General features: G+C 61.1%; 19 protein-coding genes. 14 read left to right on the forward strand and 5 right to left on the reverse strand.

Annotation, left to right across the window (positions count from 1 at the left end; translation table 11 throughout):
• Window positions 1-5: 5 nt before the first annotated feature.
• The 13 genes from rplR (at window position 6) to ACR42D_RS06400 (ending at window position 7,869) form a co-directional block, all read left to right on the forward strand.
• The gene (gene rplR / locus ACR42D_RS06340) at window positions 6-365 is read left to right on the forward strand and encodes a 50S ribosomal protein L18 (RefSeq protein ID WP_484565996.1); all 360 of its coding nucleotides are present in this window, start codon (window positions 6-8) and stop codon (window positions 363-365) included.
• Between the two features lie 16 nt (window positions 366-381).
• Window positions 382-873: a 30S ribosomal protein S5 gene (gene rpsE / locus ACR42D_RS06345; protein WP_319583782.1), complete on the forward strand. Its 492-nt coding sequence runs from the start codon at window positions 382-384 to the stop codon at window positions 871-873.
• A gap of 12 nt (window positions 874-885) precedes the next feature.
• Complete coding sequence (rpmD, locus tag ACR42D_RS06350; RefSeq protein WP_484565997.1) at window positions 886-1,059, forward strand: 50S ribosomal protein L30; 174 nt, start codon at window positions 886-888, stop codon at window positions 1,057-1,059.
• Window positions 1,056-1,502: a 50S ribosomal protein L15 gene (gene rplO, locus ACR42D_RS06355; RefSeq protein ID WP_484565998.1), complete on the forward strand. Its 447-nt coding sequence runs from the start codon at window positions 1,056-1,058 to the stop codon at window positions 1,500-1,502. Before rpmD ends, rplO begins: the two co-directional genes overlap by 4 nt.
• 32 nt (window positions 1,503-1,534) lie before the next feature.
• Window positions 1,535-2,845 carry a preprotein translocase subunit SecY gene (gene secY / locus ACR42D_RS06360; protein ID WP_484565999.1) on the forward strand — a complete coding sequence of 437 codons (1,311 nt, stop codon included), beginning with the start codon at window positions 1,535-1,537 and terminating at the stop codon, window positions 2,843-2,845.
• 2 nt (window positions 2,846-2,847) lie between these two features.
• Window positions 2,848-3,618: a type I methionyl aminopeptidase gene (map, locus tag ACR42D_RS06365; protein WP_484566000.1), complete on the forward strand. Its 771-nt coding sequence runs from the start codon at window positions 2,848-2,850 to the stop codon at window positions 3,616-3,618.
• Window positions 3,619-3,749: 131 nt separating this feature from the next.
• Window positions 3,750-3,863 carry a 50S ribosomal protein L36 gene (gene rpmJ / locus ACR42D_RS06370; RefSeq protein WP_014324049.1) on the forward strand — a complete coding sequence of 38 codons (114 nt, stop codon included), beginning with the start codon at window positions 3,750-3,752 and terminating at the stop codon, window positions 3,861-3,863.
• A 12-nt stretch (window positions 3,864-3,875) separates the two neighbouring features.
• Window positions 3,876-4,247: a 30S ribosomal protein S13 gene (rpsM, locus tag ACR42D_RS06375; RefSeq protein ID WP_484566001.1), complete on the forward strand. Its 372-nt coding sequence runs from the start codon at window positions 3,876-3,878 to the stop codon at window positions 4,245-4,247.
• Window positions 4,248-4,326: 79 nt separating this feature from the next.
• Complete coding sequence (rpsK, locus tag ACR42D_RS06380; RefSeq protein WP_014324051.1) at window positions 4,327-4,713, forward strand: 30S ribosomal protein S11; 387 nt, start codon at window positions 4,327-4,329, stop codon at window positions 4,711-4,713.
• 15 nt (window positions 4,714-4,728) lie between these two features.
• Window positions 4,729-5,355: a 30S ribosomal protein S4 gene (rpsD, locus tag ACR42D_RS06385; RefSeq protein WP_071546646.1), complete on the forward strand. Its 627-nt coding sequence runs from the start codon at window positions 4,729-4,731 to the stop codon at window positions 5,353-5,355.
• A 12-nt stretch (window positions 5,356-5,367) separates the two neighbouring features.
• Window positions 5,368-6,408: a DNA-directed RNA polymerase subunit alpha gene (locus ACR42D_RS06390; RefSeq protein ID WP_484566002.1), complete on the forward strand. Its 1,041-nt coding sequence runs from the start codon at window positions 5,368-5,370 to the stop codon at window positions 6,406-6,408.
• Entirely contained in the window at window positions 6,398-6,907 is a 510-nt protein-coding gene (gene rplQ / locus ACR42D_RS06395) for a 50S ribosomal protein L17 (RefSeq protein ID WP_484566003.1), read from the forward strand. The genes ACR42D_RS06390 and rplQ overlap by 11 nt, the downstream gene beginning before the upstream one ends.
• Before the next feature lie 77 nt (window positions 6,908-6,984).
• Complete coding sequence (locus ACR42D_RS06400; RefSeq protein ID WP_484566004.1) at window positions 6,985-7,869, forward strand: selenium metabolism-associated LysR family transcriptional regulator; 885 nt, start codon at window positions 6,985-6,987, stop codon at window positions 7,867-7,869.
• A gap of 4 nt (window positions 7,870-7,873) precedes the next feature.
• Here ACR42D_RS06400 and ACR42D_RS06405 read toward each other — a convergent pair whose 3' ends face one another.
• From ACR42D_RS06405 to ACR42D_RS06420, 4 genes are all read right to left on the reverse strand, one after another.
• Window positions 7,874-8,698, reverse strand: coding sequence for a menaquinone biosynthetic enzyme MqnA/MqnD family protein (locus tag ACR42D_RS06405; RefSeq protein ID WP_484566005.1), 825 nt, complete (start codon window positions 8,696-8,698; stop codon window positions 7,874-7,876).
• Window positions 8,698-9,768, reverse strand: a complete 1,071-nt coding sequence (mqnC, locus tag ACR42D_RS06410; RefSeq protein WP_484566006.1) for a cyclic dehypoxanthinyl futalosine synthase — start codon at window positions 9,766-9,768, stop codon at window positions 8,698-8,700. The genes ACR42D_RS06405 and mqnC overlap by 1 nt, the downstream gene beginning before the upstream one ends.
• Window positions 9,769-9,862: 94 nt before the next feature.
• Window positions 9,863-10,957: an aminofutalosine synthase MqnE gene (gene mqnE, locus ACR42D_RS06415; protein ID WP_484566007.1), complete on the reverse strand. Its 1,095-nt coding sequence runs from the start codon at window positions 10,955-10,957 to the stop codon at window positions 9,863-9,865.
• Between the two features lie 3 nt (window positions 10,958-10,960).
• The gene (locus tag ACR42D_RS06420; RefSeq protein WP_484566008.1) at window positions 10,961-11,599 is read right to left on the reverse strand and encodes a TetR/AcrR family transcriptional regulator; all 639 of its coding nucleotides are present in this window, start codon (window positions 11,597-11,599) and stop codon (window positions 10,961-10,963) included.
• Window positions 11,600-11,728: 129 nt separating this feature from the next.
• Here ACR42D_RS06420 and ACR42D_RS06425 point away from each other — a divergent pair, with 129 nt between their 5' ends.
• Window positions 11,729-12,556, forward strand: coding sequence for a 1,4-dihydroxy-6-naphtoate synthase (locus tag ACR42D_RS06425; protein ID WP_484566009.1), 828 nt, complete (start codon window positions 11,729-11,731; stop codon window positions 12,554-12,556).
• Here ACR42D_RS06425 and ACR42D_RS06430 read toward each other — a convergent pair.
• Window positions 12,553-13,458 (reverse strand): DMT family transporter, encoded by a 906-nt coding sequence (locus ACR42D_RS06430; RefSeq protein WP_484566010.1) that lies wholly within the window; start codon window positions 13,456-13,458, stop codon window positions 12,553-12,555. The genes ACR42D_RS06425 and ACR42D_RS06430 overlap by 4 nt on opposite strands.
• Between the last annotated feature and the right edge of the window lie 161 nt (window positions 13,459-13,619).

A 13,619-nucleotide genomic window follows, 5' to 3' on the forward strand; every position in this document is an offset into this window, starting at 1 on the left:
AAGTCATGAGCAAAAGCAAGAATGCACAGAGGCTTCGTCGCAAGCCCCGCATCAGAAAGAAGATCTCCGGTACCGAAGCCCGGCCCCGTCTGGTCGTCTATCGCTCCAACCAGCATCTCTATGCCCAGTTGGTCGACGACGTGAACGGTGTGACCCTGGCCTCCGCCAGCACCCAGGTGCTGAACAAGGACGGCGAGACGCTGAAGGCCAACAAGGACTCGGCCGCCAAGGTCGGCAAGGCTATCGCCGAAGCCGCCATGGCCAAGAAGATCGAGACCTGCGTCTTCGACCGGAACGGATATATCTATCACGGCAAGATCAAAGCCCTTGCCGACGGCGCCCGTGAAGCCGGGCTGAAATTCTAGTCACCAGGAAAGTAAAATGGAACAGAATGAAAGTGGATTGATTGAAAAAATCGTCTACCTCAATCGCGTCGCCAAGGTTGTCAAGGGTGGCCGCCGTTTCAGCTTCAGCTGCCTGGTGGTCGTCGGTGACGGTGAAGGTGGAGTCGGTTACGGCCTGGGTAAGGCCAACGAAGTGCCGGAAGCCATTCGCAAGGCGAGTGAGCGCGCCAAGAAGAACATGATCAATGTTCCTCTGCTGGACGGCACCCTCCCGTATGAGGTCCTGGGACGCTACGGCGCGGGCCGCGTCATGCTCAAGCCCGCCAGCCGAGGCACCGGCATCATCGCCGGCGGTCCCGTTCGTGCGATCATGGAGGCCGTGGGCGTCAATGACATCCTGACCAAGGCCATCGGCACCAACAACCCGCACAACGTGTTGCGTGCCACCATGGCCGGATTGGAGTCCCTGAGGAGCGCGGAAGAGGTTTCGGCCCTTCGCGGCGTCTCGGTCTCCACTCCCAGAAAGTAGAAGGATATCGCCGTGATTAAAGTTAAGCAGATCAAAAGCAAGATTGCCTGCAAGCCTGACCAGGTCAAGACCCTGGAAGCCCTGGGCCTGCGCAGGATCAATCAGGTCAAAGAGCACGATGACAATCCCGTCATCCGCGGAATGATCTACAAGGTCAGACACCTGGTGGAGGTTATCGAATCATGAGACTTCATGAACTCTACGCCTTCCCGGAAGAATATAAGAACCGCAAGCGCATAGGTCGCGGCTCCGGCTCCGGCTGGGGCAAGACCGCCGCCAAGGGGCACAAGGGTCAGAACGCCCGTGCCGGCGGCGGCGTCCGTCCCGGTTTCGAGGGCGGCCAGATGCCTCTGGCACGCCGTCTGCCCAAGCGCGGATTCAAGAATCCCTTCCGTGAAGAATACGAAGCCGTCAACGTGGGCCGCCTGATTGCCCTGTTCGAAGGCAAGGATGAGATCACCGTGGCCGACATGTACGAACGCGGCGTCGTCAAGAACGGCGCTCCGATCAAAGTGCTGGGCACCGGTGACGTCGACAAGGCCGTGACCATCGAAGCCCATCGCTTCAGCGCGTCCGCTGCCGACAAGATTGCCAAGGCCGGCGGTACCGCCAAGGCCATTGAGGCGTAAACTCACTATTGATTCGGAAGGGTACTTAGACGATGTCAGGAGTTGATAATATTGCCCGGTTGCCGGAGCTGCGTAAAAAGCTGCTCTGGACGTTCGCACTGCTCGCTGTCTACCGGATGGGCATACACATCCCTATTCCCGGCGTCGATAGTGCCGCGCTTTCCGAGTTCTTCGCTCAGGCGCAGAACACCCTCTTCGGCGTGTTCGACATGTTCTCCGGTGGTGGACTCAAAAGGATGTCCATCTTTGCCCTGGGTATCATGCCGTACATCTCGGCCTCGATCATCCTCCAGCTTCTGACCGTCGTCAGCCCCGAGCTGAAGCGGCTCCAGAAGGAGGAGGGCGAGGCCGGCCGCAAGAAGATCACCCAGTACACCAGGTACGGCACGGTGCTCATCACCGTGGTCCAGGGTTTCGCCATCGCCACCGGACTGGAGTCCATGAGTTCGCCCACGGGCGCGCCCATGGTGCTCTACTCCGGGATCGGCTTTAAGCTGATGACGATCCTGACCCTGACCGCGGGCACCGTGTTCCTGATGTGGCTGGGTGAGCAGATGACCGAGAAGGGCATCGGCAACGGTATCTCGCTGATCATCTATGCGGGTATCGTCGCCGGCCTCCCGGCTGCGCTGATCAACACGATGCAGCTGATGAGCGTGGGTGAGATCACCCTGTTCATCCTGCTCATCCTGCTGGTCGTGATGGTGGCCACACTGGCCTTCATCGTCTTCATGGAGCGCGGACAGCGTCGTATTCCCATTCACTATGCCAAACGTCAGCAGGGGCGCCGCATGTTCGGCGGGCAGACCACGCATCTGCCGCTGAAGATCAACACCGCCGGTGTTATTCCGCCGATCTTCGCGTCCTCCATCCTGATGTTCCCTGCAACGCTTGCCCAGTTCTCGAGCAACAAGTTCCTGCAGGACTTCTCGGCCTACTTCAGGCCGGATTCCATCCTGTACAACATCCTGTTCGTCGGGATCATCATCTTCTTCTGCTATTTCTATACGGCGATCATGTTCGATCCCAAGGGAATCGCGGAGAATATCCAGAAGCAGGGCGGCTTCATCCCGGGCATTCGCCCGGGCAACCGCACCCGCGAGTACATCGACAAGGTTCTGGCCCGCATCACCCTGTGGGGCGCCTTCTATGTCTCGGCGGTCTGCGTGCTGCCCATGTTCCTGATCAGCAAATTTGGCGTCCCGTTCTATTTCGGCGGCACCTCCCTGCTGATCGTGGTCGGCGTGGCCATGGACTTCATGGGTCAGATCGAGTCCTACATGATCTCCCGCCAGTACGAGGGATTGATGGGGAAAGGCAACAAACTCAAAGGTAGGCGCTAGTCTTGAAAAAGTTTCGGGGCGTCTTCCTCAAGAACGATAAAGAGATTGGCCTCATGCGTGAGGCCAATCGCATTGTTTCAAGGATTCTCGATGAACTCGGTGAAAACGTCAAACCCGGCGTTTCCACCATGTACTTCGAGAACATCTGCCGCGCACGCTGCGACGAGTACGGCGTGAGGCCGAACTTCCTGGGATACCAGGGGTTCCCCTTCGCCCTGTGCTGCTCGGTCAACGAGGAGATCGTGCACGGCTTTCCCTCCGAGGATCGTATCCTCAAGGAGGGCGACATCGTCAGCTTTGACATGGGTGTCGAATACAAGGGATTCCACGGAGACTCGGCCCGCACCTTCGCGGTGGGGAAAGTTTCCGCAGAAGCGCAGAAACTCATGGATGTAACACGCGAGTCTCTGTATATAGGGATCGAACAGGCCCGGCCCGGAAACAATCTGTATGATATCTCCGCGGCAATCCAGTCATACGTGGAAGGGTTCGGCCTGGGCATCGTCCGTCGTTTTGTAGGTCATGGGATCGGCAGTCATCTTCATGAGAAGCCCGAGATCCCGAACTTCGTGCCCAGGGGGCTGTCCGGCGTTCCTCTCAAAGCCGGAATGGTCCTTGCCATTGAGCCGATGGTCACACTGGGAACGCACGAGGTCGAGGTTTTGGACGACAATTGGACTGCGGTTACCAAGGACGGATCACTGTCCGCTCACTTCGAGCACTCGGTGGCCGTGACCTCCGACGGACCGAGAATATTGAGCCTGTCCGACTAGCTCCCCCGGGGGCCTGAAATTCGGGCTTGCTCTTTGTTCAAAAAGGCTGTATAAAACGCAGCTTCGTTAAAAAGGCCACCCCCCGACAGGGGGGTATGGGCATTATTGTTATTTAGACATTGGAGATGGTCATGAAAGTCAGACCTTCTGTGAAGAAAATGTGTTCCAAGTGCAAAGTAATTCGGCGCAACGGCGTGCTGCGGGTGATCTGCGAGAACCCCCGGCACAAGCAGCGTCAAGGATAGAGGGTAATAACTATGGCACGTATTGCTGGCGTTGATCTGCCGAGGAACAAGCGCGTTGATATCGCGCTGACGTACATTTACGGCATCGGCCGCACCATGGCTATGCAGATTCTCGACACCACCGGTATCGACTGGAAGACCAACAGTGACGACCTCACTGCCGAAGACGTCAACCAGATCCGCGTGGAGATCGAAAACAACTACAAGGTTGAGGGCGATCTCCGCCGTGAGATCACCACCAACATCAAACGCCTGATGGATATCGGCTGCTACCGCGGCCTGCGCCATCGTCGCGGCCTGCCCGTTCGCGGTCAGAAGTCCAAGACCAACGCCCGCACCCGCAAGGGGCCGCGCCGTTCCGTCATGGGCCGCAAGAAGAAATAGCTCGACAAGAGACTATCGCTTGCGCGCCCGTGCGTGCGCTTGCGTCTTATAAGACTTTTATTCAACGGAGATTAAGGCAATGGCTAAACCCCGTCGCTCTGGGAAGAAAAAAGAGAAGAAGAATATTCCCGTCGGTATTGCCCACGTCAAGGCCACGTTCAACAACACGATCGTGACCTTCACCGACGTCAAGGGCAATGTCGTCAGCTGGGCTTCCGCCGGTGCTCATTTCAAGGGTTCCCGCAAGTCCACTCCTTTCGCGGCCCAGATGGCTGCCGAAGCTGCCGCCAAGCGCGCCCAGGATTCTGGCATGCGCACCGTGGGCATTTACGTCAAGGGCCCCGGCTCCGGCCGTGAGGCCGCCATGCGCGCCATCAACAACGTTGGCTTCAAGGTGACCTTCATTCGGGACATCACCCCGATCCCCCACAATGGTTGCCGTCCGCCCAAACGCCGCCGGGTCTAATTAAGGAGAAGAATCGTGGCAAGATATACTCAAGCAAAATGCAAGCTGTGCCGCCGCGAGGGAGAGAAGCTCTTCCTCAAGGGTGATCGCTGCTACACCGATAAGTGCGCCTACGAGAAGCGGCCGTACCCCCCGGGACACGCCGGCCGCATGCGCCACAAAATGTCCGACTACGCCGTCCAGCTTCGCGAGAAGCAGAAGGTCCGCCGCATGTACGGCGTCCTGGAAGGCCAGTTCCGTATGTACTACAAGCGTGCCGAGGGCATGAAGGGCGTGGCGGGCCACAACCTGCTGTTCCTGTTGGAGCGCCGCCTCGACAACGTTATCTACCGCCTCGGCTTCGCCAACTCCCGCGACCAGGCTCGCCAGTTGGTCCGTCACGGCATCTTCAAGCTCAACGGCCGCCGCGTGAGCATCCCGTCCATGCAGGTCAAGGCCGAGGATATCATCGAGGTCCGTGAGGAAGCCCGCAAGATCCCCGTGATCAACGAGGCCCAGGAAGTCATCGCCCGCCGCGGCTGCCCCGAGTGGCTGGAATCCGACGGCGCCAACTTCAAGGGCACGGTTAAGGCCATGCCGAGCCGGGAAGACATCCAGTTCCCGATCAACGAGCAGCTGATTGTCGAATTGTACTCCAAGTAAATAGGGGACTACATGCTTATTGAGAACGGCGACAAACTCATCAACACCCGCAATTGGAGCGAACTGGTCAAGCCCGAGTCCCTCGTGCGCGACCCCAAGTCCTCCAAGATGTATGGTAAATTCATCTGCGAACCCCTGGAGCGCGGCTATGCCACCACCATCGGCAACGCCATGCGCCGGGTTCTCCTCTCCTCCATGCAGGGCTGCGCCATCGTCAGCGCGACCATCGAGGGAGTGCAGCATGAATTCACCACGCTGCCCGGGGTTCTTGAGGACATGACCGAGGTTGTGCTGAACCTGAAGCAGGTTCGCATCGCCATGACCACGGACGAGCCTCAGCGCTTGGTCCTCGAAGCCAACAAGAAGGGGCAGGTCACTGCCGGCATGATCCAGGAAAACCAGAATGTCACTATTCTGAACAAGGATCAGCTCATCGCCACGCTGACCGAAAACCGCTCCCTGAAGATGGAATTGGAAGTCCGCATGGGCAAGGGCTACGTCCCGGCCGACATGCACGAAGGGCTGACCGATGAAATCGGCTCCATGGTCCTCGACGCCAGCTACTCCCCCGTCAAGAAGGTCGCATACTCCGTCGAACAGGCGCGTGTCGGCCAGATGACGAACTATGACAAACTCATCCTGGAAGTGTGGACCGACGGTTCCGTCACTCCCGAGGATGCCTGTGCATACAGCGCCAAGATCCTCAAGGACCAGCTTTCGGTGTTCATCAACTTCGACGAATCCTCCTCCGAGACCCATGAGGAAGAGGATGATTCCATCGATCTGAACCCGAACCTCTTCAAGTCCATTGACGAGCTCGAACTCTCGGTTCGCGCCACCAACTGCTTGAAGGCCGCCAACATCCAGCTGGTGGGCGAACTGGTCCAGCGTACCGAACAGACCATGCTCAAGACCAAGAACTTCGGCCGCAAGTCCCTGGACGAGATCCGCCGGGTTTTGGACAGCATGACGCTGAAGTTCGGCATGACGGTCGAGGATTTTGACAAGAAATACCAGGAATGGTTGAAGAGGAAAGAGAAAAATGAGGCATAGAAAGTCCGGCCGCAAACTGAATCGGTCCAATACGCACCGTGCCGCCATGTTCAAGAACATGGCTCGCGCTCTCCTGACCTACGAGCAGATCCGCACCACCGAAGCCAAGGCCAAGGAACTTCGTCGCATCGCCGACAAGCTCATCACCCTGGCCATTCGCAACGACCTGCATTCCCGCCGTCAGGCGTACAAGGTCCTCGGCAGCCACCAGATGGTTCAGCGTCTCTTCGACGAGATCGGCCCCCGCTTCGAGGGCGCCGGCGGCGGTTACACCCGCATCGTCAAGATGTCCCAGCCCCGCAAGGGCGACTGCGCCCCCATGGTCATCATCGAGTTGACCCGGAAGGCCGGCGCTGAGACCGCCGAAGCTCCGGCCAAGGAAGAGCCCAAGAAGGCTCCCGCCAAGAAGGCTGAAAAGCCCGCCGAGAAGCCCGCTGAAAAAGAAGAGCCCAAGGCTGAGGAAGCTCCCGAAGCCGCTGATAAGGCCGACGAAGAATAGATCAAAAGGGGCAGGCCTCGCGCCTGCCCCTTTTTTGATTTTTGTTATAGATTTCATCAATTTTCAGGATAGGTTGCATGGACATCAGGAAGCTTGAAGCGTTTTGCAAGGTTTATGAATTGCAAAGTTTTTCCCGAGCCGGAGAGGCCATGTTCCTGTCCCAGCCGACGATCAGTTCGCACGTCGCCAATCTCGAAGACGAGTTGGGCGTCAAGCTGTTCGACCGTCTCGGGCGCAAGATCATGCCCACCCAGGCCGGCGACGTGCTCTATGAGAGCATGGTGACCATTTTCCGGAACCTGGACCGGGCCAAGGCGGCCATCGAGGTCCTGCGCGACCGGGTTGTCGGCGAGCTCCAGGTGGGGTGCAGCACCATCCCGTCCCACAGCATCCTGCCGGAACTGCTCAAGTCCTTTTCCGCCAAGTACCCCGAAGTCTCGTTCGTGGTCCATACCGGCGATTCGTCCGAGGTCATAAAGAGAGTGTCCTCCGGCGACTGGCCCGTGGGTATCGTGGGCAAACGTCCGGACGAAGAGGAGCTGACCGCCAAGCTGCTGGCCCGCGACGAGACCATTCTGGTGGCTTCGCCCAACGCGCCCTGGCTTCCGTCCGGGGACGAGCCGTCCATGGACGATCTGGTCAAGCTGCCGTGGATCATGCGCATCCAGGGCTCGGCCACAAGGATGGTCCTGGAAAACGCCCTGAACAAGGCGGGCTATTCGCTACAGAGCCTGAATATCCGCTGCAAGGTGGAAGGGACGTGCGAGAGTCTGGCCCACGCGGTGCACGGGGTGGGGATGTGCTTCACCTCCAAGCTGGCCGCCCAGTCGTTGCTGGACAGCGGCGAGGTCGTGCGCATCAAGGTTCCGGCCCTGGAAGGGCGCAGGGAGTTCTACCTGATCCACCACAGCGGCCGGTACATGTTCCCCGCGCTCAAGGCCTTCGTGGAGTTCCACGGGTAGGGCGTCAGGGCAGGAAGACCAACTCCGGGGCCTTGTCGATGATCCCGGTCTCCACCAGGCTTTCGTAGAAGGCCCGCATTCCTTTCTGTTCCTCGGGCCCGAGGTCGTAGACCAGGCCGTCAAAGTAGGAGCACATCTCCTCGTCGTTCAGGCAGCTCTCCTCGGCCGCTATGACGCAGACGTCGCCGATGTTTTCGGTGCCCCAGTTCTTGCCCGCCAGCAGCAGCCGTGCGGCCTGTTCCACCTTTTCCTTATCCCGCTGCCAGCTTTCGCGGCTGACGATCCAGACGCCGAAGATGAACGGCAGGCCGGTCAGTTCGCGCCAGGCCTCGCCCAGGTCGATGCGGTGCGGGTAGTCCGGGTGATAGCGCAGGTTCAGGGCCTCGTCGCCGATGCACAGGATGGCCTGGGGACGTTCCCCGGTGCCCAGGACGTCGGTGGCGCTGCCGGTGGTGAATACGGTCTTGATGTTCCACAGCTTGGCCTGGAGCACGCGGAGCAAAGCGGCGGAAGTGTGCGTCTGGGCGCTGACCAGAATGGTCCTGCCGTCCAGTTCCTCCACCGGGCACCGGCTCAGGAGCAGCACCGACTGCACCGGCCCCCGGCTGCCGATGGCGATATCCGGGATGAGGTAGTACTTGTCCGCGTGGCGGGCGTACTCCACGCTGGAGCAGGCGGAGACGTCGAGCTTTCCCGCGTCCATGAGCTTGTTGAGCTCGGCGGGCGGGCCCGAGGTAACCTCGCAGTCCATGGGCAGGATGCCTGTTTCCAGAGGGTGGTATATGGGCAGGACGTTGAGATAGCCGATTCTTCCGAGGCGGACGGGCATTACTTGGCCTCCATCAGGGTGTAGTCCATGGTTCGCTGGCGGGGCTCGAAACCGGCCCCTTCCACCAGGCGGCGGATTTCCTCGCGGGACAGGCGGAAGGCCACGCCCGCGGCTTTGACCACGTTCTCCTCGATCATGGTCGAGCCGAAGTCGTTGCCGCCGAAATAGAGGGCCAGCTGGGCGATCTTCGGGCCCATGGTCACCCAGGAGACCTGGACGTTGTCCACGTTGTCCAGGACGATGCGGGACACGGCCAGGGTGCGCAGGTACTCCACGCTGGTCAACTTGCGGCAGTGGGGCAGGGCGGTGTGGTCGGGCTGGAAGGTCCAGGGGATGAAGGCGGTGAACCCGTGGGTGCGGTCCTGGACCTCGCGCACGCGGAAGAGATGCTCCAACCGCTGTGCCGGTGTCTCCAGATGGCCGAACATCATGGTCGCGGTGGTGCGCAGCCCCTGCTTGTGGGCTTCCTCCATGACGCCGAGCCACTGGTCGGACGGGCATTTGTTCGGGGCCACCCGGGAGCGGACTTCGTCCACCAGGATCTCGGCCCCGCCGCCGGGGATGGAGTCCAGTCCGGCCTCGCGCAGCCGACGGACGACCTCGGTTACGGGGATGCCTTCCTTCTCGCTCCAGAAGACCACTTCGGGCGGGGAAAAGGCGTGGATGTGCACCGGGTGGTTCTTCTTGATCCAGCGGAGCATGTCCTCGTACCAGGTCAGGGGCAGGTCCGGATGGTGCCCGCCCTGCATGAGAATCTGGGTGCCGCCGAGCGCTTTGGTCTCGTCGATCTTGCGTCCGATTTCCTCGAAGGAGAGCACGTAGGCGTCCTTGTCGCCGGGCTCGCGGAAGAACGCGCAGAACTTGCAGCAACAGACGCAGACGTTGGAATAGTTGATGTTCCGGTCCACCACGTAGGTGACGATGGAGTCGGGGTGCTTGCGCAGCCGGACCTGATGGGCCAGCCACCCGAGGTCGTAAAAATCCGCCTCGGCATAGAGCAACTCGGCCTCGCCGAATCCGATACGCTCCCCGTCCAACACCTTGTCAAAAATCTTCTCAAGCTCACTCATATCAATCTCTCTTGCTCAGTCTTCCCACTGCCAGTCCCGCGAAGCGGCCTAAAAAGTTTAGGAAGGAAAGGGGGATGGGGGGGCGGAGGCATCTCTACACCGCGTTGAAAAAGCCGTCGCGCTCCACCGGGGTGCAGTCGCAGCCCCGGATCATGTCTTCGAGTTCGGTCCGGGACAGCCCCTGTTCCGAGGTGGCCCCGGCCTCATGGCCGATCTTTTCCTCGACCACGGTGCCGTCGAAATCGTCGGCCCCGAACTTGAGGGCGGCCTGGGCCTGCTTGACCCCGAGCATGACCCAGTAGGCCTTGATGTGCGGGATGTTGTCGAGCATCAGGCGGCAGACCGCGATGGTCTTGAGCTCCTCCAGCCCGGTCAGTGGATTGTCGATGGCCAGCTGGCTGTTCTCGGTCAGGAAGGGCAGGGGGATGAAACAGGTGTACCCGTGGCTGCGGTCCTGGGACTCGCGCAGCCGGACCAGATGGTCCACGCGCTCCTCGACGGTCTCGATATGGCCGAAGAGCATGGTCCCGTTGGTCTTGAGCCCGAGCGAGTGGGCTTCTTCGTGGATGGCCAGCCATTCATCGGCCGTGGCCTTGCGCGGGCAGAGCCGCTCGCGGACCCTCGGGGCGAAGATCTCGGCCCCGCCGCCGGGCATCATGCCGAGCCCGGCCGCCTTGAGCCGGGCCAGGACCTCGCTGGTGGAGATGTTCTCCAGATGGGCGAAGTGGGCGATCTCCACGGCGGTGAAACATTTCAGGACCGCGTCCGGGTAGCGGTCGCGCACGGCGGACAGGATATCCTCGAAATAGTCCAGGCCGAGCCGGGGATGACAGCCGCCCACGATGTGGACCTCGCGCGGCGGCAGCGGGGCGGCCTCGAGCTTGGCCAGGACGTCCTCGCGGGTGAGCACGAAGCCGCCGGACTGGCCTTCCTCGCGCTGGTAGGCGCAGAAAGCGCAGCCGTTGACGCAGACGTTGGTGTAGTTGACGTGGCGGTTGACCACGTAGAACGCCTTGTCGCCGTGCATACGGGTGCGCACGCGGTGGGCCAGGGCGCCCACGGCCAACGGCTCCGGACATTGGAACAGGCGCACGCCGTCCTCGAAGGAGAGCCGCTCTCCGGCTTCGACCTTGTCGCGGATGTCGGCCAGGTCCATGTTTTGGTAATAATCGCTCTTGAACAGGTTCATGGGTTACTCCTGTGTGGAAATGTCGGCCAGGCCGTGTCGCAGGAATGTGGCCAGGGCGCGGGCCCGGTCCGGCAGGGAGGCGGCGGGCGCGAGCCCGTTGTCCAGTGTGGGCACGGCGTAGCCCTGGAGGAAACGGTCCATGACCGCGTGCAGGGTGAACACGGCCATTTCCACGTCCAGGGTGGCGGGCAGTTGCCCGTCCCGGACGCCGCCCTCGATGAGCTGCCGGAGGTATTTGGCGTGCGCGCCCCGGATTTCGCCGAGGAACCGCTCGCGCAGGGGGAAATTCTCGTTGAAGAGCATCTTCAGATAGATGCGGTAGAGGTTCGGGTGTCCGTCCACGAACCGGGCTCCGGCCAGGAAGCTCTGCTCGATGCGCTCGAAGAAGCCGAGGTCGGGCGTGTCCCGGATGGCCTTGAGCGGCTTCTTGAAGTCGCTTACCGCGCGGCTGAAAAGGTGCTCGAACAGTCCCTGCTTGTTGCCGAAATACTTGAACAGCGAGCCCTTGGCGATGCCCAGCCGGTCGACGATGCGGTTGACCGACGCCTGGTGGTAGCCGTGCTCGGCGAATTCCACGGTGGCCTCGTCCAGGACGCGCTGCCGCTTTTCATCGGGCAGGTTCTCAAAGGTGTTTTTCGTCAATCGTTGTGCTCCCGCACTTGCGCTTTCCGGTCCGTTCCGTTAGTGGTGACCAGGTGGTCACCATGAGTACAGGGGCACGCCGATTGTGTCAAGTATGGTGATGAAGATTAGTTAAAACAGAAGGTTATTATGAATAGTATGCTGACTCTCGGCTATTCGCCCTGTCCCAACGACACCTTCATCTTTCACGCCCTGACCAAGGGGCTGGTCCCGTGGTCGGGCGGACTGGACGTGACGTTGGCCGATGTGGAGGAGCTCAACGGGCTGGCCGCACGGGGCGCGCTGGATGTGGTCAAGGTGTCCACGGCGGCGGCAGCCGGAATCCTGGACGAGTACGTGCTGCTGCGCGCGGGCGGGGCCATGGGTTACGGGGCCGGGCCGGTGCTGGTGGCCGGGGAGGGGCGGACGCTCCAGTCCCTGGACGGCGGCAGGGTGGCCATTCCGGGCGAGCGGACCACGGCCAACCTGATCTTCGGGATGTGCTGCCGCGACGCCGGGATATCGGTGGGGCGCATGCCCATGGTCTTTGACGAGGTCATGCCCGCGGTGGAGGCCGGGCTCGTGGACGCGGGCGTGGTTATTCACGAGGGACGGTTCACCTTCGGCGAGCGCGGCCTGATCCGGGTCCTGGACCTGGGCGCGTGGTGGGAGGCGCATACCGGCCTGCCCATTCCGCTGGGGGCCATCGCCATAAAGCGGTCATTGGGCGAGGCTGTGGCCCGGCGCATGAACGAGGCCATCCGCCAGAGCCTGCTCTTCGCGCGCAACGAGCCCGAGGCCGGGCGCGATTATATCCGCAGCCACGCCCAGGAGCTGAGTGAGGAGGTGGTCCAGACCCACATCGAGACGTTCGTCACGGACTACAGCCTGGACGCGGGCGAGGCCGGGATACAGGCGGTCTCGCGCCTGCTGGCCGAGGCGGGCTGTACCCGGAAGGATATCTTCATTACCCTCTAGGTGGCGGGGACGGGCTTCCTGGCCTTGGTGTCCTGGCTGACGTACACGCCGATAATGACCAGGGCCGAAGCCGCGTACTGCATCCAGTTGAGCCGCTCGCCGAGCAGAACCACTCCCATGACCAGCGTGATGACCGGGATGAGATTGATGAACGACGAGGCCTGGCCCGCCGGAATCTTGGACATGCCGTAGTTGTACATGCCGTAGGCCCCGATGGTCACGAACACGCCCAGGTACAGTACGGAGGTCACCCCGACCGGGTCGAAGGACGTGGGCAGTTGCGTGGACGGCAAAAAGAGCAGCGGGAAATAGAACAGGGAGCCGGTGAAGGCCTGGATCATGGTCAGGAACCACGGGTTGTAGCGGGGGCTGAGCTTCTTGAAGGCGATCATGTATCCGCAGGCGCAGACCATGGCCATGAATTCGAGGAAGTTGCCGAGTACCGGGTTGGACGCAGTTTCCGTGGCCTCGGCCACGCTGGACAGGACCACCGCCCCGGCAATGGCCAGGCCGAAGCCGGTCACCGTGCGCCGGGTCAGGGGTTCGTTCAGGGTCAGCCGCGCGGCCACGGCCACCATCAGCGGCAGCAGGGCGCAGATCATCCCGGCCTGGGACGCGTCCGTGTAGGTCAGGGCCATGGCTTCGAAGACGAAATAGAAGCCCGGTTCGCATATGCCCATGAAGGCGAGCAGTTTCCAGTCGCCCGGTTGGTAGTCGATCCGCTTCAGGGTCCTGAAGACCAGCATGAAGCAGACCGAGGCCACGAACATGCGGCCGAATATGACCACCATGGGATCGAATCGCTGAAAGGCGATCTTGAGCACGATGAACGAGCTGGCCCAAAGCAGGACCGCCGCCCCGAGCGCCAGCAGCGCCCTCGATTTCCCCTCAGCGATGACCATGTGCAAACTCCTGTGGATGTGAAGGGATCGTCTACCATTGTTCACCCTTGAAGGGAATGGGATTCGCCATCACTTATTCGGATGGAGAAGATCGGAGGCGCAAGGGGCCTGAAATGTGAAAAGGGCCCCGCTTGCGCAGGACCCTTTTCACGGTGTTCTAT

This window comes from Pseudodesulfovibrio sp. lm2024, assembly GCF_051175575.1.
Classification (GTDB): Bacteria; Desulfobacterota; Desulfovibrionia; order Desulfovibrionales; family Desulfovibrionaceae; genus Pseudodesulfovibrio; species Pseudodesulfovibrio caledoniensis.